At 50.4% G+C, this 18,645-nt stretch carries 15 protein-coding genes; all 15 read left to right on the top strand.

What is annotated here, in order from left to right; translation table 11 throughout:
* Positions 1–7 precede the first annotated feature (7 nt).
* The 15 genes from wzc to L579_RS19915 all read left to right on the top strand — a co-directional run bounded on the left by wzc (position 8) and on the right by L579_RS19915 (position 18,630).
* Complete coding sequence (gene wzc / locus L579_RS19985) at positions 8–2,185, top strand: tyrosine-protein kinase Wzc (RefSeq protein ID WP_021185977.1); 2,178 nt, start codon at positions 8–10, stop codon at positions 2,183–2,185.
* Positions 2,186–2,473: 288 nt separating this feature from the next.
* Positions 2,474–3,391: a glycosyltransferase family 2 protein gene (locus L579_RS19980; RefSeq protein ID WP_021185976.1), complete on the top strand. Its 918-nt coding sequence runs from the start codon at positions 2,474–2,476 to the stop codon at positions 3,389–3,391.
* A gap of 70 nt (positions 3,392–3,461) precedes the next feature.
* Entirely contained in the window at positions 3,462–4,214 is a 753-nt protein-coding gene (locus L579_RS19975; RefSeq protein WP_021185975.1) for a glycosyltransferase family 2 protein, read from the top strand.
* Between the two features lie 38 nt (positions 4,215–4,252).
* Positions 4,253–5,287, top strand: a complete 1,035-nt coding sequence (locus L579_RS19970; RefSeq protein WP_021185974.1) for a glycosyltransferase family 4 protein — start codon at positions 4,253–4,255, stop codon at positions 5,285–5,287.
* Positions 5,288–5,352: 65 nt separating this feature from the next.
* Entirely contained in the window at positions 5,353–7,563 is a 2,211-nt protein-coding gene (locus L579_RS19965) for a phage tailspike protein (protein ID WP_021185973.1), read from the top strand.
* A gap of 153 nt (positions 7,564–7,716) precedes the next feature.
* Positions 7,717–8,979 carry a colanic acid biosynthesis pyruvyl transferase WcaK gene (gene wcaK / locus L579_RS19960; protein ID WP_021185972.1) on the top strand — a complete coding sequence of 421 codons (1,263 nt, stop codon included), beginning with the start codon at positions 7,717–7,719 and terminating at the stop codon, positions 8,977–8,979.
* A gap of 4 nt (positions 8,980–8,983) precedes the next feature.
* Positions 8,984–10,207 carry a glycosyltransferase gene (locus L579_RS19955; RefSeq protein WP_021185971.1) on the top strand — a complete coding sequence of 408 codons (1,224 nt, stop codon included), beginning with the start codon at positions 8,984–8,986 and terminating at the stop codon, positions 10,205–10,207.
* Positions 10,204–11,544, top strand: a complete 1,341-nt coding sequence (locus L579_RS19950; protein ID WP_021185970.1) for a lipopolysaccharide biosynthesis protein — start codon at positions 10,204–10,206, stop codon at positions 11,542–11,544. The genes L579_RS19955 and L579_RS19950 overlap by 4 nt, the downstream gene beginning before the upstream one ends.
* Positions 11,545–11,819: 275 nt before the next feature.
* The gene (gene galF, locus L579_RS19945) at positions 11,820–12,716 is read left to right on the top strand and encodes a UTP--glucose-1-phosphate uridylyltransferase GalF (RefSeq protein WP_021185969.1); all 897 of its coding nucleotides are present in this window, start codon (positions 11,820–11,822) and stop codon (positions 12,714–12,716) included.
* 47 nt (positions 12,717–12,763) lie between these two features.
* On the top strand, positions 12,764–13,777 hold the full coding sequence (galE, locus tag L579_RS19940) for a UDP-glucose 4-epimerase GalE (protein WP_021185968.1): 1,014 nt from the start codon (positions 12,764–12,766) through the stop codon (positions 13,775–13,777).
* A gap of 426 nt (positions 13,778–14,203) precedes the next feature.
* Positions 14,204–15,283 carry a dTDP-glucose 4,6-dehydratase gene (gene rfbB / locus L579_RS19935; protein WP_021185967.1) on the top strand — a complete coding sequence of 360 codons (1,080 nt, stop codon included), beginning with the start codon at positions 14,204–14,206 and terminating at the stop codon, positions 15,281–15,283.
* On the top strand, positions 15,283–16,170 hold the full coding sequence (rfbD, locus tag L579_RS19930) for a dTDP-4-dehydrorhamnose reductase (protein ID WP_021185966.1): 888 nt from the start codon (positions 15,283–15,285) through the stop codon (positions 16,168–16,170). Before rfbB ends, rfbD begins: the two co-directional genes overlap by 1 nt.
* Positions 16,171–16,208: 38 nt before the next feature.
* On the top strand, positions 16,209–17,090 hold the full coding sequence (rfbA, locus tag L579_RS19925) for a glucose-1-phosphate thymidylyltransferase RfbA (protein WP_036627636.1): 882 nt from the start codon (positions 16,209–16,211) through the stop codon (positions 17,088–17,090).
* Positions 17,090–17,638: a dTDP-4-dehydrorhamnose 3,5-epimerase gene (gene rfbC / locus L579_RS19920; protein ID WP_021185964.1), complete on the top strand. Its 549-nt coding sequence runs from the start codon at positions 17,090–17,092 to the stop codon at positions 17,636–17,638. Before rfbA ends, rfbC begins: the two co-directional genes overlap by 1 nt.
* Positions 17,639–17,688: 50 nt before the next feature.
* A complete protein-coding gene (locus L579_RS19915; RefSeq protein WP_081692798.1) occupies positions 17,689–18,630 on the top strand; it encodes a glycosyltransferase family 2 protein in 942 nt (313 codons plus the stop codon).
* Positions 18,631–18,645 lie beyond the last annotated feature (15 nt).

Genomic DNA, 18,645 nt, shown 5'->3' with positions numbered 1-18,645 from the left:
ATTATCCATGAATATAAAAAACAAGGTTATGACAGCGCCGAAAGAGGATTCGAATGGATGGGATCTGGCGCATCTTGTGGGACAGCTCATTGACCATCGCTGGATCATTGTCGCTGTTACCGCCTTCTTCATGCTAGCGGGCACCCTTTACACACTGTTCGCGACACCGATCTACAGCGCCGATGCCATGGTGCAGGTCGAGCAAAAAAATACCAACTCGGTATTGAATGACTTACAGGACATTATTCCTTCAACCCCGGCTTCAGATACCGAAATTCAGATTCTTGAATCTCGCATGGTGTTGGGTAAGACGGTAAATGACCTCGGTCTGGATACCGTGGTGCAACAAAACTATTTCCCGATTATTGGTAAAGGTTTGTCGCGCCTGATGGGCAACAAACCCGCGCAAATCGCCATTACCCGTCTGGAAATCCCGCGCTCAATTGAGAAACGCACCGTACAGCTGGAAGTGACTGGTCCGCAGACCTACACCGTCACCAGCGACGGCGATGAGTTGTTCAAAGGCCGCGTGGGCCAGCTGGAGCAGCACGGCGAAGTGACCATGTTGGTAAGCGGTATTGAGGCTGATACCGGCACCAGCTTTGATGTCACCAAGCTGAGCGATCTGCAGGCGATCAAAGCGGTGCTGGCTAACCTGACCGTGGCTGATAAAGGGAAAGATACCGGCGTACTGGGTCTGGAATACCAGGACGAAGACCAGGATCAGGCCAGTCGTGTCCTGAACCAGATTGTGAACAACTATCTGTTGCAGAACGTTGATCGCAAATCGGAGCAGGCGGCGAAGAGCCTCGACTTCCTGAAAAATCAGCTGCCCGAAGTACGTGAAAGTCTGAATGTGGCAGAAGACAAGTTGAACGCTTACCGCCGTGAAAACGAATCGGTGGATATGTCGCTGGAAGCGAAATCAGCGTTGGACTCGTCTGTCAGCGTCCAGAGCCAGCTTAACGAGCTGACCTTCCGTGAAGCGGAAGTGTCACAGCTGTATACCAAAGATCACCCGACGTACCGCGCGCTGCTGGAAAAACGCAAAACGCTGGAAAATGAGCAGGCCAATCTGAACAAGAAAATTGCCCAGATGCCGCAAACCCAGCAGGAGATTCTGCGTCTGACCCGTGATGTGCAGGCAGGGCAGGAAATCTACATGCAGTTACTGAACCGTCAGCAAGAGCTGGGTATCAGTAAAGCCAGTACCGTTGGCGATGTGCGTATTATCGACCAGGCAGAGACGGCCGCGTCACCTGTGGCACCGAAGAAACTGCTGATTATCGCCGCCAGCCTGATTGTTGGTCTGATGTTGTCAGTCGGTCTGGTGCTGCTGAAAGCGCTGTTCCACCACGGTATCGAGAACCCGGAACAGCTGGAAGAGCTGGGCATGAATGTCTACGCCAGTGTTCCCTTGTCGGACTGGCAGCGTAAGAAGGATACCGAAGCGCTGGCGCGTCGTGGTCACAAGGAGAAAAGCGACCCGCACAATACGTTGCTGGCGCTGGGTAACCCGACTGACCTCTCCATCGAAGCGATTCGTAGCCTGCGTACCAGCCTGCATTTCGCCATGATGGAAGCGAAGAACAACATCCTGATGATCACCGGTGCCAGCCCGGGTATTGGTAAAACCTTTATCTGCGCCAACCTGGCGACGCTGGTGTCAAAAGCCGGTCAGCGCGTGTTGTTCATCGATGGTGATATGCGTCGTGGTTATACCCACGAACTGCTTGGTGCGGAGAATAAGGTTGGTCTGTCTAATGTGCTGTCGGGTAAGACTGAATTCTCGCCAGCCATGATTCAGAAAGGTGTTTATGGGTTTGATTTCCTGCCGCGTGGTCAGGTGCCACCGAACCCGTCAGAGTTACTGATGCACCGCCGCATGAGTGAGCTGCTGGAGTGGGCCGGTAAGAACTATGACCTGGTGTTGATCGATACACCGCCGATTCTGGCCGTCACCGATGCCTCCATTATCGGTAAGCTGGCGGGAACCTCACTGATGGTGGCGCGCTTCGAGACCAACACCACCAAGGAACTGGATGTCAGCTACCGTCGTTTCGCACAGAACGGTATCGAAATTAAAGGCGTTATCCTCAACGCCGTGGTACGTAAAGCGTCGAATGCCTACGGTTATGGCTACGACTACTACAACTACGAATACGGCAAAGAAACGAAAAGCTAATTAAAACGCAAAGTTCCGGGGCGGTTTATCCGCCCCATTTTTATGTAGCGGCGCGATTTATCGCGCGCCCTGGTTTTTAAATGCGCGATGAATTGATGCCGTTCATTTTTTTCATGCCGTCTGGCATGACGTTACACACAGCACACGCTTAAGTAATTCCGTAATGGTACGTATCTGCAAATGAAGAATGGAACTAACGCTATGATTTTTAGGAATAAAGCCAATTCCTCTCTTCAGCCCGCAGAGGTTACCGTTAACCCTGGAACAGCTGTTTAAGAGGTGCTGGCAATGCAGGACATCCGTTTCTCAATTGTAATTCCCGCCTATAACGCGTCGAAGTCGATTGTGACCACGCTGGATTGCGTCAATGCGCAAAGCTATCGCAATTTTGAGGTCATCATCGTGGATGACAAATCGGCCGATGCGACTGAACTGGCGCAGGTGGTACATAGCGATCGTTATCAGGACCTGGATATCCGGCTGGAACTGTCGGACGTCAAACTGAACGGTGCGGGTGCGCGTAATAAGGGCATTGAACTTGCCACGGGTGATTTTATCAGCTTCCTTGATGCGGATGACGAGTGGCATCCGGACAAGCTATTGGAAGTCAGCCGCACCATCGCCAGCCTTGAGGCGCAGGGCAAATCCCGCTATGTCATCTTTAGCCAGGTAAACATCCATCAGGATGGCAGCTTCCTGAAAGTCATGCCGATGCAGCCGCCGGGCAAAAAAGAGACGGTGGCTGAATATCTGTTTGGTTGCTATGGCTTTATTCAGACCAGTACCATCGTGCTGAGACGTGGTGATGCTGAAAAGATCAAGTTTGATGCCCGTTATATCCGCCATCAGGATTACGACTTTTGCATCCGCGCCGATCGCATGGGCTATGCCTTTGTGATGATCGATAAGCCGCTGGCGACCTACCATCTGGTGACCAAATTCGGTTCGAAACATAAAGGGGAGTCGGTGAAATACTCCTTCTTCTGGCTCGACACCATGAAACCCTACCTGACTGCGCGTGATATCCACACCTACAAAGCGTTCAAGTTGCCACTGCGCTACAAAATGGATGGCAATTCATTGCAGGCGAGCCTCAGTTTTGCACGCTACTTCTTCCTGACCAACAAGGACAACCAGGCCTACTTTCTCAGCCGCCTGATGGATAAGGTGAAAGCCCGGTTTTTCGGCAGCAGAGCCGTTTCTTGATTGCGTATTTATTGGCTCCGATCTCTGGAGCATTTTTTGGTTCCTGTCATCTCCTCTCACGGGTATTCAGATGAAAAATCATGTTGGCACCATTGGCATTGTCATGCCGATGTATAACGCACGTCAGACCATTTTGCGTGCCGTGCAGTCGGTAATGAATCAAAGCTATAGCGACTGGCACATCTACCTCATCAACGATAAGTCGACCGATGACTCACTGGCGCTGGTGCGTGAGCACTGCCAGGATGCGCGCATCACTGTGTTGGACAATGAGATGAACCTCGGGGCCGCAGAAACCCGTAATGTCGGGTTGCGCGCCGCGCAGGAAGAGATCATTGCGTTTCTCGACAGTGATGATGAGTGGCACCCGGAAAAACTGGCGGAGCAGGCCGCCGCGCTGGCGGCAGGTGACGATTTCGTCATTACCCATTATCACTACAAAACCCAAAGCGCTGATCACGACATCAACTACAGCAAACCCTATCTGCAACAGGAAAACTTCGTGAAGAAGCAGTATCGCGTCTGCTTCTCATCCGTCTGTTTCCGCCGTCCCCCGCAGGGCATCTTCTTCCAGCGTAAAGGCCATGAAGATTTCCTGTTCCTCTACGAACTGTTTCTCCGCTACAGGCAAGCCAGGGTGATCCAGAAAACGCTGGTGAACTATTACGAACTGGGCGATTCGCTGTCTCGTAATAAAAACAAAGCAGCGAAATGGCATCTGGAATTATTAAGAATTATCTATAAAAACAATCCCTTAAAAATTTATTACTATTACGGCTGGTATATGGTGAATGGTGTGCTTTTCACCCTGAAGCATCGTTAATAGCTGGCATCATTTACGTTTGAGGTGGAAAGCGTTTCATGAAAAAGATTGTTCTGGTGATTAAGGATGCCTATTCGTACGCGGGGACGGAAAACATCTGCAACTTTATGTCCGAGTGTCTCGGCGAGCAGCATGATGTCACCGTGTATTCGCTGGAGGGCAGTGGTAAGCCGTTCTATCCATTCACCCATGCGAAAGAGATCGTCAGTTTCGCCGGGCATAAAAACCCGATTAAAAGTGCGGTGGCGCGTATCCAGCAGGAGGGATTCGACAGCGTTTTCCTGATCAGCATGGGGCGTCTCAGCGTGATGTTTGCCTTCTGGAATCTGATGTCGATGAAGAAAAAACGCTTCAAGGCCTATGCCTGTGAACACATCGCCATCAACTCATTCAGTAAACCGATCAAACTGCTGAAATGGCTGCTGTTGCGCTTCTATGACCAGGTGATTGTGTTGACCGACAAAGATCATCAGGTGTTCAGCCGCTGGAACATTCCCAGCCAGCAGATCCCGAATCCGGTGGTGTACAAATCATTCCAGCGTAATGCACGCAGTCGGCAGGCGCTGGCCATTGGCCGTCTTGAACACCAGAAAGGCTTCGATTTGCTGCTGGATATCTGGGCCGATTTCAGCAAAACCCACCCGGAGTGGAAGCTGGTGATTGCTGGCGACGGTGAACTGCGCCAGTCGTTACAGGAGCAGGCGACACAGCTGGGTCTTAACGATAGCGTCAATTTTGTCGGCCGAGTCAGCAACATCAACGATTACTACCGTGACAGTGACATGGCGTTGATGACCTCGCGCTATGAAGGGCTGCCGCTGGTGCTGCTGGAAGCCAAATCCTGGTCGTTACCGGTGGTGGCGTATGACTGCCCGACCGGACCGCAGGAGATCATCAATCAGGGCGAAGATGGTTTCCTGGTGCCGATGGACGATAAAGCCACCTTCCTGGCACGCATGGATCAGCTCGCCAGCAACGATGCCCTGTTCTACGCCATGAGCGAAAAAACCAAAGACACTGCGCTGAAGTTTGACGGTAAACAGATCAAACAAAGCTGGCTGGCGCTTGTTTAGCAAGCCGTAACGATTGTCGTGCCTCGGGGATACTTTCACCGCCCATTGACCACGGAATTTGACGCATGAAAAGAAGAGAAGTCTTGCAAACCGCAGCCTCCTCCATTGTTGCCGCACTCTCGGTGAGTGCGTTTTCCAGCTACGCAGCAAAAAGTGGCCAGCCGGCGCTGAAAACGGTGGATCCCTCCAGCGTACCGCAGGGGGATGTACCGATTCTCACCCCGGAAAATGTTTACACCATGCCGCCGCAGTTCTGGCAGAACTTCGAGGGCAAATTGTGGATTGGTAAAGCGGGCAGCGATGCCAGTAAAGCGGGGAATCAAATCCCGGTTTATCTGCGCGACGCCAGCGGAAAAGTGTCCCAAATTAGTCAGCCGATTGCGTTGAATAAGGGCAAATTTGCGCAATTTATTCACGATAATGCCGCATTGATTGCCGATCCTGCGCATTCAATGGCGGTGGAGGACAGCAATGGCAATACGTTGTTCTCCATTGATGACGTTAGCCGCCCGAACCAAAGCAATTTCAGCCAGCGTCTGGCGCAGCCGAACGGTTATCAGCTGATTGGCGAAATCCCGTCGGTGGAGGAGCTGCGCAAAACCCGCCCACTGTTTGCCGGTGCCAAAATCAAGCTGAAAAGCTGGCATGAAGGGCTGGAAGTGGGTGGCGGTGAGTTTGTTGGTGCGTTTGGCGCGGGTAAAGACGATAGCGGCGTGATATTTGCCGGTGAGGGTTTTACCTGGCGTCGTGTGGTGGACGATTTTAATCGCCTGACGCTGTTTGATTTCGGCGCGATAGCCGACGGCAAAACCGATACTGCGCCCGCCATCAAAGCGATGTATCAATGGTCGCAGGATGCGAATCAACCGATATGCGTGCAGTTCCCGGCGGGCACGTTCTTTGTTTCTGGCTGTGATTTCGGCGACCAGCAGCAGCGTTTCTTCCGCATCTCCGGTGCGATGGTCAACTTTGGCTACTTCCCGGCCACCACGCTGGTATCTGACGGACATTCCGATTTCCTGTTCCAGGTGAATGCGCGCTGGACCGAAATCTCTAACCTGATTTTTAACGGCAACACTGACAAACGCCCGAACAAGCAGGGACTTTTCCGCAACACCTGTCCGGGGGGGCAGTTCTTCCGTGGTGCCTGTCTGCGCTTTAACCAGGTGGGTGGCGTCTCGCTGAGTCTGCTCGATACACTGGATTGCAAAATTGACCAGTGGTATGCCAACGCCTGTACCGGCGATGTGATCAAAGCCAGCTGGTCCGGGCAGAAAGCCGGTAACTGGGATCACAGCACTGCCATTGAGCTTTCCAACTTTAATGCTCAGCACTGTAAAGGTGGCATGGTGTTGAATCTGCCGCGTTGCAGCCAGTCGATTATTCACAACGGCTGGATCGAGCACACCGAACATCCGGGTGATATTTCCAACGGGCAATGGATCATTGATGCGTTGAGTCTTGAGGATTGTAAGAACCCGCTGATCGCCCATAACTCGCGGCTGAATATGCGTCAGACCAATTTGCAGGCCGGAAGCTGGATCGACAACTCGCTCGAAGGCGAACGCTGGCTGAATATCTGGGAGATGGGTTCCACGCGGGTTGAGTCTTACGGCGTCGCCATCGACGGCAGCCTGAAATACAACTACATCACCTCACGCTTTCGACTGACCAACAACACCAATCAGGAAACCTGGTTTGAGCTGGGCAACTTCTACTCGCCGACGGTGGGCGACAGTTGGGAAATTGAAGTCTTTGGTCAGTCGCAGTTTAGCAATGGCACCGACAATCAGCCGCTGATGAACCCAATCGACGGTAAAGGGACCGGCGGCAGGGCGGTGATCCATCTGCAACGCAAGACCAATAAGGCTGAAGCCAGTTGGTCGGCTGAAGGCAGTTCACCCGTGGTAGAGGTGCGCTTTGAACCACGCACCGACACCGACACCAAAGTGTTCGTCAAACTGGCGGGCTGGACGCCGACCACCGCCGTGCTGATCAAAAGCACCGGCAAGGATCGCTTCCTCGCCGGTCGTTGCGCCAGGGTGGATGCCAGCATGACGCAGGGCAAACCGTCCAGCGGCAGCAAACCAGCTCCGCAGCGTTTCAGTCTGCATAACGGTAAAGCCGGAATTGGCGGCAATGAACAGGGCGATTTATTGATGGCGTCACGCCCGCTCAAACCCGAGCAGGTCGATACGCGCGAGCCAAAGGGGTATGTCTCCGTGGTGATTAATGGGGAGCCGTGCGCACTGCCGTATTTCGCTATCAAGTCATGATGATTAAACCGGCCGCACCGGGATGCGGCCGACATGCCAGCAGCAGGTCTTTTCCGGGCGTTTCGCCTCTATTGCAGTCTTTTTTACAGAGTTCACTTTGCCAGTTCAGGAAATGGCGGTTTGTAGAATTACAAAAATTTATCTGGAGTTTTTATGAAGATTTTATTGGTGGGTAACCATACCTGTGGAAATCGTGGGGATGGCGCGATTTTACGTGGACTGATCGATTCGCTTCAGTCTGCGCGTAGTGATCTGGATATTGACGTTATCAGTCGTTATCCAACCAGCTCCGGATATTTGTTGCAGCATGAGATTCAGCAGGATTCCCTGTTTCTGCACAACAGCCAATCAGCAAAAGGATTGGTGGGCAGCGTCAAGCGTAAAGTCGCAAACCGACTGATGCCGGAGATTATGATGGCGCACCTCGGCAAAGGTGGGCTGTATAAATCGTTCTCCGTGCCGCCGCATCTGGCTGAATTCACCAAAAGTCTTGCCTCTTATGACGCCGTTATTCAGGTTGGTGGTTCTTTCTTTGTCGATCTGTATGGGGTGACGCAGTTCGATCATGCGCTGTGTGCGCTGATGGCAAAAAAACCGCTACATATGATCGGCCATTCGGTCGGGCCGTTTGAAAATCCGCGTGTGAATGCGTTGGCGAACTTCGTATTTGACCGTGTCGATAGCCTTGTGCTGCGTGAAGAGGTGAGCCTCGATCGCCTGAAGCAAGATGGCGTGACCACTAGCAGGGTGAAAAAGGGCGTCGACACCGCCTTTCTGGTTAAGGCCCGCGCAGTGGCGAACCCCAGTCATAACCTGTTGCACTGGAAAGAGATTATCAGCGCGCGCAAAACGATAGCCATCACCGTGCGTGAGTTGGCACCGTTCGACAAACGTCTTGGCGTGACGCAGAAAGAGTATGAAGCCGCGTTTGGTCGGGTGATTAACGCGATGATCGCCGAGGGTTATCAGGTGGTGGCTTTCTCGACCTGTACCGGCATCGACAGTTATGCCAAAGATGACCGCATGGTGGCGCTACAGTTGCGCGATCGCGTCGATCATCCTGAGCATTATCATGTGATTATGGACGAATTTAACGACCTCGAACTCGGCATATTATTAAGTCATTGCCATCTGACGATCGGCACTCGCCTGCATTCCGCCATTATCTCGATGAATTTCGGTACCCCTGCCGTCGCCATCAATTATGAGCACAAGTCGCTGGGTGTGATGAACCAGCTTGGCCTGCCGCAAATGGCGACCGATGTGAAAAGCCTGATGGATGGCTCACTCATCGATAAGGTACATACCGTACTGGCGGATTACGACAACGTGAAACAGAAAGTTGACGCAGCAGTGGCACAGGAACGTGAGATTGGTAACCGAATCACTGAAGAAATTCTTAACGTCTTAGGGTGAAGTGATGAAGCTGACCTTTTTCACCATGCGTTTCCCGGTTGCCTCTGAGACGTTTGTCCTCAATCAGGTGACGCATTTTATTGATGCCGGTTATGACGTGGAGGTGATCTCCGTGTTTCCGGGCGACATGATTAACCGTCATGCCGCGTTCGATGATTACAATCTGGCGGCGAAAACACATTATCTGTTGCCGGAGGAGAAAGTATCGAATCTCGATAAGCTTACGCAGCGTATCGGATTGATGCTGCCGAAAATTGCCAAGCCCTCGCTGATCAAATCCCTCAATGTGCGCCGCTATGGCGCACAGTCCAGCAAACTGCTGCTGCCGGCGATTGTCGCCAATACCAAAGAACCCTTTGTCGCCGATGTCTTCCTGGTGCATTTCGGCTATGCCGGGGCGCTGGCGAATAAATTGCGTGAACTTGGCGTACTGAAAGGCAAGCAGGCTACGGTGTTCCACGGTGCCGACATCTCACGTCGTCATATCCTCGAGGAACACAAGCTGGATTACGTCAATCTGTTCCGCCAGAGCGAACTGATGCTACCTATCAGCCATCTGTGGGAGAACAAGCTAATTGAGATGGGCTGCCCGGCGGAGAAAATTCATGTTACGCGCATGGGCATTGAGCCAGAAAAGTTTAATTTCCGCCCGCGTGCCGCTTTTCATTCGCCGTTGCGCATTGTCTCCGTGGCACGTCTGACCGAGAAAAAAGGGCTGGATGTGGCGGTGAAAGCCAGTGAAATCCTGCGTGATCAGGGCGGTCAGTTCCAGTTCACCATTATCGGTAACGGTGAGCAGGACGGCATGATGCGTGAGCATATTGCGCGCGCAGGCCTGGAAGATTGCGTCAGCATGCCGGGCTTTAAACCACAGGACGAGATTCGCCAGGCGCTGAACGAAGCAGACATCTTTTTGCTGCCGTCTAAAACGGCGGCGGATGGCGATATGGAGGGAATTCCGGTGGCGCTGATGGAGGCGATGGCGGTAGGTTTGCCGGTTGTCTCCACCTTCCATAGTGGTATCCCAGAGCTGATACAGAACAACGTAAGCGGCTGGCTGGTTTCTGAGAACAATCCCGATGAGCTGGCGCAAACGTTATTACGCCTGTCGCGCGGGGATGTGGACGTTGCACCGGTAATTGCCGCTGCGCGCCATAAAGTGGAAACCGAGTTTAATCAACATATCGCCTATGGCGAGCTGGCCAAGATTCTGGAGCGCATAGTGTGAGCGGATTAAAGTCGCAAGCTATTTGGTTACTCGGCAGCACCGGTTTTGCTGCGGTGTTGCAGGTGTTACAACTCAGCGTCCTGGCGCGTAAGCTGGAGGCGCATGAGCTGGGATTACTGGCGATCATTAACGCCATTCTGGCGGTTGCCTCGGTGTTGCAGGACATGGGCATGAGCAGTTACCTCGTGCACCGTCAGGACATTACACGCCGTGAGCAGAGCACCATCTACTGGGTTAACGTCTCGCTCAGTTTATGTACCGGTTTGATTATGTTGATGATTGCCTGGCCGGTTTCCTGGTTCTACCATCTGCCGGAGTTGACCGGGCTGATTATGCTCACCAGCCTGAACTTCCTCGTGTTGGGGCATCTGTCGCAATATCAGGCGCATTTTGTCAAAACCAAACGCATGGTGACGCTGGCGAAGATTGAGATGGTCACCAAGTTGTTTGCCTTCCTGTGTACCGTGGCGATGTTGTATTTCACCACGCTGACGGTGGCCGCGGCGATCCTCGGTCTGTTCATCGCCGCCTTCACGCGTATTCTCTGCATGATTTACTTCGGTGAAAAATCCTGGCGGCCAACCTGGGAATTCGACCGGGCAACCTTCATTGCGGCGGTGCGCTACGGTATCTATCAACTGGGATCGCAAACCATCAACCAACTGCGTACTCAGGCAGATGCGCTGATTGTGGGTAAGGTGATGGGGGCCGATATGCTGGGGATTTACTCGCTGGCTAAAGAGCTGATTCTGCAACCGCTGAAGCTGGTTTCACCGGTAATCAACCGTCTGGCGTTGCCGCGCTTTGCCGAGAAGCAGCACGATCCTGAGCAGTTGAAAAAACTGTTCCTGAAAGGCACCTTCGTCATCATGCTGTTCAGCAGTGTGATGTACCTGGCGATTGGCATTCTGTCACCGGTGATTGTCCGGGTGTTGTACGGCTCTTCCCATGAGCAGGTTTACCATCTGATCCCGCTGATGTTGCTGTTTGGCATGCTACGTCCGATGGGCGGCCTGACCGGCGCAATTTCTCAGGCCAATGGACGGACCAACGTCGAGTTCTACTGGAATATCGTTGCCAGCCTGGTGGTGGTGGCCGTGCTGGCGACCACCTTGATCTGGCCGAACGTCATCTATGTGGCGCTGACGTTATCGATTTCTCAGGTGTTGATCTCGGCTTTTGCCCATCCGTTCTTCATCAAGCCGGTGATTGGCATCCGCTTTATGCCTTATGCCCGTCAGTGGGTCTCTGTCTCGGTGGTATTTGTCGGCCTGATGTTGCTGGTTAACCATTTCAACCTGTTCGTGATGCCGGAATGGTTTGCGGGCTGGCTGTAATCTGGCGGCGCGATTTTTCGCGCCGCGACCTCACGATCTGTCTGAAAATGACTGGTCTTATTAAATCTGACTTTCTCTGATCCCTTCTGCTGTTTTACAGTGGTTTAGCGATTTAATTTTCCTGCCAACTGGCGCATCGGTGGGTGCCGAAAAAAGCGATTTTTTATGCTGTGACAGAGAGTTAGTGCCGGTTTTTCAGATAAAGATTATACTTGCTGTTCCGGCCGATCCTGCATAATCGACCCCACGTATTCACTTCATGAAATGGAATAAATATGACCAAGCTTAAAGCTGTAATCCCGGTTGCGGGTCTCGGTATGCATATGCTCCCTGCGACGAAAGCCATTCCGAAAGAGATGCTGCCTGTCGTCGACAAACCGATGATCCAATATATCGTTGATGAGTGCGTGGCTGCAGGCATCAAGGAGATTGTGCTGGTCACTCATGCTTCCAAAAATGCAGTGGAAAACCACTTTGACACCACTTATGAGCTGGAAGCGTTACTTGAAGCGCGTGTTAAACGTCAGCTGCTGAGCGAAGTGCAATCGATTTGTCCTCCGGGCGTAACCATCATGAACGTGCGTCAGGCAAACCCACTGGGGTTAGGCCACTCGGTTCTGTGTGCTCGCCCGATGATTGGCGACAACCCGTTTGTAGTGGTATTGCCGGATGTTCTGCTGGACGACTCCACCGCCGATCACCTGCGTTATAACCTTGCCGCAATGGTGGCACGCTTTGAGGAAACCGGTCGCAGCCAGGTACTGGCAAAACATATGCCGGGTGCCGATCTTTCTGAATACTCCGTGATCACCACTGAACAGCCGCTGGATAACCCAGGTGACGTCAGCACTATCACCAATTTTGTTGAGAAGCCGGAAGAGGCTAACACACTGGATTCTGACCTCGCAGCGGTAGGTCGCTATGTCCTCTCTGCCGATATCTGGACTGAACTGGAGCGCACCGAACCGGGTGCCTGGGGACGTATCCAGCTGACTGACGCCATTGCCGCCCTCGGCAAGAAAAAACCGGTAGATGCGACGCTGCTCACTGGCACCAGCTTCGACTGTGGCCGTAAACTAGGCTACATGCAGGCATTCGTCTCTTACGGCCTGCGTAACAACAGCCAGGGCCGTGACTTCCGCGCTGCTATTCAGAAAATCCTGGCGAAATAACCCTTTTCATCATGTGCCGCGCGGTTGCGCGGCTTAAAGGAGTACGCATGGCTATTTTGGTAACGGGTGGGGCGGGGTACATTGGCTCTCACACGGTGCTGGCGCTGTTGCAGCGCGGTGACGACGTTGTAGTCCTTGATAACCTTTGCAATGCCTCGCGCGAAGCGATTAACCGCGTAGAAAAGCTGGCGGGCAAAAAGGCGGTGTTTGTTGAAGGTGATATTCGCGATCGTGCGTGCTTGCGCGATCTGTTCGCCGCCAATGAAATTACGGCTGTCATCCACTTTGCTGCGTTAAAGGCGGTGGGGGAGTCGACCCGCATGCCGCTGGAATACTATGAGAATAACGTGGCAGGCACCGTCGTGTTGCTGGAAGAGATGCGCAGCGCGGGTGTATGGAACTTTATCTTCAGCTCTTCAGCGACGGTCTATGGCGCTGATGCACCGGTTCCTTATGTGGAAACCACCCCGATTGGCGGCACCACCAGCCCCTATGGCACATCAAAGCTGATGATTGAACTGGTGATGCGCGACTTCGCCAAAGCGGATAACCGCTTCAATGCGATTGCGCTGCGTTATTTCAACCCGGTAGGTGCGCACGAATCGGGTGAGATTGGTGAAGATCCAACCGGCATTCCGAATAATTTGTTACCGTACATTGCTCAGGTCGCCATCGGTCGTCTCGACAAACTGGGCGTGTTTGGCGATGACTACGATACGCCTGACGGCACCTGCCTGCGTGATTACATCCATGTTGTGGATTTGGCCGAAGGCCATCTGAAAGCGCTCGACCATCTGCCAAAAGTGACCGGCTATAAAGCCTACAATCTCGGCGGCGGAAAAGGTTTCTCGGTGCTGGAGATGATCAACGCGTTTGAAAAGGCTTCCGGTAAGCAGATTCCGTTTGAGTTTAAGCCGCGTCGCGACGGCGATCTGCCTGCATTCTGGGCGGATGCTTCGCTGGCGAATAGCGAGCTGGACTGGCGCGTGACTCGGGGTATCGATGAGATGATGCGCGATACCTGGAACTGGCAGTCAAAGAACCCGAATGGGTTTAAGTAATTTTCATCTGTTGGCGGGCTGTTTAGCCCGCCCATTTCCCATTTTCCCCGCCGTGTCTTCATCCCTCTTTCATCAAAATCTGATTGAGTTGGTTTTGTGACTCAGTAACCATCTTGCTCCCTGTGCGACGGTCAATATTTACACTAACTACCCGTTGAAAATTGCAATTCATTCGTCATTGATCTGCGTGGGTGGTAGAATTCATAACGGTTTAATGATAATCCTCCTTTATTAATTTCATTGATAAATGAGCGATTATTCAGAAAGATAGCTTTGAATAAGTTTGAAGCGCCGTCTCGACATTTTGACTCTGTCTCAGCTACGTGGGAGCTGTAAACCCAGGGGCGGTAGCGTGCCTGTTGCACAGGTATTTTCCATTTCAATTGGTGTTAGTCTTACTGAGTAAGTCGGGATAAACGAGACATTATGAAAATCTTAATTACAGGTGGTGCAGGGTTTATCGGTTCAGCTGTGGTTCGCCACATTATCGACAATACGAATGATGAAGTGATTAACGTTGATAAATTAACCTATGCCGGCAATCTCGAATCTCTTGATGCAGTCAGCCAGAGCGAGCGCTATAACTTTAGAAAAGTTGATATATGTGATGGCGTTGCGCTACAGGCGGTATTTAACGAATTTGCACCGGATGCGGTGATGCATCTGGCGGCCGAGAGTCATGTCGACCGCTCAATTACCGGACCGGCGGAATTCGTCCAGACCAATGTCGTCGGGACATATGCGTTACTGGAAGCCAGCCGTCAATACTGGTCTGCTTTACCTGCCGAAAAGAAAGCCGCCTTCCGCTTCCATCATATTTCGACTGACGAAGTTTATGGCGACCTGCCGCACCCGGATGAAATGGCGGGTGAACTGCCGCTCTTCACCGAAACCACCCCTTATGCACCAAGCAGCCCATACTCATCGACCAAAGCCGCCAGCGATCATTTAGTGCGTGCCTGGGGCCGTACTTATGGTTTGCCGGTAGTCGTCACCAACTGCTCAAACAACTATGGTCCTTATCATTTCCCGGAAAAATTGATTCCCCTGATTATCAGCAATGCGCTGGAAGGCAAACCGTTGCCGATTTATGGCAAGGGTGACCAGATTCGCGACTGGCTGTATGTTGAAGACCACGCCCGCGCGCTCTATACCGTAGTGACCAAAGCGGCGACAGGCACTACCTACAACATCGGTGGACATAACGAAAAGAAAAATCTCGATGTGGTATTGAAGGTGTGTGAGCTGCTTGATGAGTTGCGTCCAAAAGATACGGCCTATGCGGAACAGATTGTCTATGTTCAGGATCGCCCGGGCCATGATCGTCGTTATGCGATCGATGCCGATAAGATCAAGAAAGAGCTGGGATGGTCGCCTCAGGAAACTTTTGAGAGTGGTTTGAGAAAAACGGTTGAGTGGTATCTGAACAATCAAACCTGGGTAGAGCATGTCAAAAGCGGTTCTTACCAGAACTGGTTAAAAGAAAACTATGAGAATCGCAAATAATGAATATTTTGCTATTTGGTAGAAATGGCCAGGTTGGCTGGGAACTGCAACGTGCGTTATCGCCCCTGGGTAATGTCATGGTACTTGACCGTCATTCTGTTGATTATTGCGGCGATTTTGAGAATCCAACAGGTATTGCAGAAAGTATTCTGAAAATTAAGCCTGATGTGATCGTCAATGCGACAGCCTATACCGCTGTAGATAAAGCAGAGAGTGAAGTTGAAAAAGCGCGTCTGGTTAATGCGACCAGCGTGAAAGCAATGGCAGAAGCGGCTAATAAAATTGATGCCTTAGTGGTTCACTACTCAACCGATTATGTCTTTGATGGTGGTGGCACGACCCCCTGGAAGGAAACGGATAGCACCGCACCTTTGAATGCATATGGATTGACCAAGCGCGAAGGTGAAGAGGCGATTATTGCTGCTGCTGCCAAATATCTTATCTTCCGCACCAGCTGGGTATATGCAGCGAAAGGCAACAACTTCGCGAAAACCATGATTCGGCTCGCTCAGGAGAGAGAAGCATTATCTGTTATTGATGATCAATATGGTGCCCCAACGGGTGCTGAGTTAATTGCGGATTGCACAGCTCATGCCATTCGACTCACGTTAACAGATCCTGAAAAGTCGGGAATTTATAACCTTATTGCTTCGGGTATCACAACCTGGCACGCCTATGCTGAAACAGTGATTGACTATGTGAAGCAAAAGGGTCTGCCGTTAAAAGTTGAAGTCGTGAACAAGGTTGAAACCTCAGCCTTCCCGACCCCCGCTAAACGACCATTAAACTCAAGACTCAACACTGAAAAGTTCACCTCCGCCTTTAAGCTTAATCTGCCGGATTGGAAACTTGGTGTTAAACGTATGCTTGATGAGCTCTACAATTGAGACGAGTGAAGTCAGATAACAAATGAAGGGTAAACGTTGTGAAAAGTAAAAAAGGAATAATTCTTGCTGGTGGATCAGGAACACGCCTTTATCCTGTGACAATGGCTGTAAGTAAACAGCTGCTGCCAATTTATGATAAGCCGATGATCTATTATCCGCTAAGTACTCTGATGCTAGCGGGCATTCGCGATATTTTAATTATCAGTACTCCGCAAGATACTCCTCGTTTCGAAAGTCTTCTTGGCGATGGTTCCCAATGGGGTCTGAACCTGCAATACAAAGTTCAGGAAAGTCCGGATGGCCTTGCTCAAGCCTTTATCCTTGGCGAGGATTTTGTGGGTGAAGATAATTGCGCATTGATTCTGGGCGACAATATTTTTTATGGACATGACCTTTATAAGCAGCTTGAAGAAGCTTCGAATAAAGAGAAAGGCGCGACCGTATTTGCTTACCATGTCCATGATCCAGAGCGTTACGGTGTTGTTGAGTTTGATAAAAGTGGCAAAGCAATCTCATTAGTTGAGAAGCCTAAAGAGCCAAAAAGCAATTATGCTGTAACCGGTCTGTATTTCTATGACAATAGTGTTGTTGAAATGGCCAAAAATCTCAAACCATCACCGCGTGGTGAACTGGAGATTACGGATATCAACAATCTCTATCTTGAAAAAGGTGAACTTCAGGTTTCAATCATGGGACGCGGGCATGCCTGGCTGGATACCGGGACGCATCAAAGCTTGATTGAAGCCAATAACTTCATCCAGACCATTGAAACTCGTCAGGGATTGAAGGTCGCTTGCCCGGAAGAGATTGCCTATCGTATGGGTTTCATTGGTGCTGAGAAATTAAAAGAATTAGCTCAGCCCATGATGAAAAATGATTATGGAAAATATCTGATGGCTTTATATGAAGGGAAGCTCTAATGAAAATTATTGAGACTGAAATCCCAGATGTAAAGATCATCGAGCCAGCGGTCTTTGGTGATGAGCGCGGTTTTTTTATGGAAACCTGGCAACAGAAGAAATTTGAAGAGTTAGTCTGTCCACGCACGTTCGTTCAGGATAACCATTCTAAATCTTCAAAGGGTATTCTGCGCGGTTTGCATTATCAGACCGTCAATACGCAGGGAAAACTGGTACGCGTCGTAGCCGGTGAGGTTTTTGATGTGGCAGTTGATATGCGCAAATCATCACCAACGTTTGGCAAATGGGTTGGCGTTTATCTCTCGGCCGAAAATAAACGCCAGCTGTGGGTGCCAGAAGGTTTTGCTCACGGTTTCTATGTCACTTCAGACAGTGCTGAATTTGTTTATAAATGCACGGATTATTACAATCCGCAGCACGAGCATTCTTTGCTGTGGAATGACAGTGAATTAAATATCAACTGGCCCAACAATTCAGACAATCCACCCTCTCTGTCTGCCAAAGACGCGATGGGGACGCCTTTCTCTGAAGCTGTAAAATTTGATTAATCCGATAAATTAAGGGTGAGAATTTTCTCATCCTTTTCTGTGTATAGCTAATGACGATGAGCGATAAAGGAAATATAAGTATCTTAATGGGTACTTATAATGGCGAGAAATTTTTAGAGAGCCAATTGCAATCTATTGCTTCTCAGACCTATAAAAACTGGACGTTAATTGTTTCAGATGATGGTTCAACAGACCGTACATGTGATATAGTTGAAGCCTTTTCTCAGCAATGTACTGATAATAAAGTTATATTATTGAAAGGACCGGCTCAAGGATTTGCCGCTAATTTTCTATACTTACTTAGAAATTCCAATATCATTTCAGATTATTATGCTTTTTGTGATCAGGATGATATTTGGTGTGATGATAAACTTGAAGTTGCTATAGGAAAATTATCTTCTCATCCACAAACACAAAATGAACCGCAACTCTATGGTTCACGTACTACTCTGATAAATTCAGAGGGTGATGTGATAGGTATGTCACCATGCTTCGAAAAAACTTTTAAATTTCAGAACGCACTTCTGCAAAGTTATGCTGGTGGCAACACGATGGTTTTCAATCGTGCTCTTAAAGAAGTTTTTGAAGACTTCCCTCCTGATTTAACTATCGTATCCCATGACTGGATTCTTTATATCATTTGTAGCGCACTGAATGGTGTGGTGATCTATGATAAAAACCCCAGGATCCTCTACCGCCAACATGATCAGAATTTGGTAGGGAGTAATATCGGTTTCTTATCAAAAGTAACACGTTTTCGCCGACTCTTCGCTGGGGAATTTAAAGCATGGAGTGCAATTAATTGTCTCGCTCTTGATTTAATTAAGGAGAGGATGCCCGGTGATAATAAGATAAGTTATACTCATTACCTTAATTTAAATGATGACTTTTTAAAACGCATAAGAAGTTTTTTTCAGGGAAGTTTTTATCGACAAAGCTTTCTGGAAACATGTGCTTTTTTTGTGATGAATTTATTTAGGAAGTTGGTCTAACCATCGATGGTGTAA

Origin of the sequence: Pantoea sp. AS-PWVM4 (assembly GCF_000468095.1) — a bacterium.
Lineage (GTDB): Bacteria > Pseudomonadota > Gammaproteobacteria > Enterobacterales > Enterobacteriaceae > Pantoea > Pantoea phytobeneficialis.
This window is presented reverse-complemented; position numbering and strand designations above follow the sequence as displayed.

Coding starts and splice junctions, on each gene's coding strand:
- wzc (WP_021185977.1), top strand. CDS start 8: ATGAATATAAAAAACAAGGTTATGACAGCGCCGAAAGAGGATTCGAAT.
- L579_RS19980 (WP_021185976.1), top strand. CDS start 2,474: ATGCAGGACATCCGTTTCTCAATTGTAATTCCCGCCTATAACGCGTCG.
- L579_RS19975 (WP_021185975.1), top strand. CDS start 3,462: ATGAAAAATCATGTTGGCACCATTGGCATTGTCATGCCGATGTATAAC.
- L579_RS19970 (WP_021185974.1), top strand. CDS start 4,253: ATGAAAAAGATTGTTCTGGTGATTAAGGATGCCTATTCGTACGCGGGG.
- L579_RS19965 (WP_021185973.1), top strand. CDS start 5,353: ATGAAAAGAAGAGAAGTCTTGCAAACCGCAGCCTCCTCCATTGTTGCC.
- wcaK (WP_021185972.1), top strand. CDS start 7,717: ATGAAGATTTTATTGGTGGGTAACCATACCTGTGGAAATCGTGGGGAT.
- L579_RS19955 (WP_021185971.1), top strand. CDS start 8,984: ATGAAGCTGACCTTTTTCACCATGCGTTTCCCGGTTGCCTCTGAGACG.
- galF (WP_021185969.1), top strand. CDS start 11,820: ATGACCAAGCTTAAAGCTGTAATCCCGGTTGCGGGTCTCGGTATGCAT.
- galE (WP_021185968.1), top strand. CDS start 12,764: ATGGCTATTTTGGTAACGGGTGGGGCGGGGTACATTGGCTCTCACACG.
- rfbB (WP_021185967.1), top strand. CDS start 14,204: ATGAAAATCTTAATTACAGGTGGTGCAGGGTTTATCGGTTCAGCTGTG.
- rfbD (WP_021185966.1), top strand. CDS start 15,283: ATGAATATTTTGCTATTTGGTAGAAATGGCCAGGTTGGCTGGGAACTG.
- rfbC (WP_021185964.1), top strand. CDS start 17,090: ATGAAAATTATTGAGACTGAAATCCCAGATGTAAAGATCATCGAGCCA.
- L579_RS19915 (WP_081692798.1), top strand. CDS start 17,689: ATGACGATGAGCGATAAAGGAAATATAAGTATCTTAATGGGTACTTAT.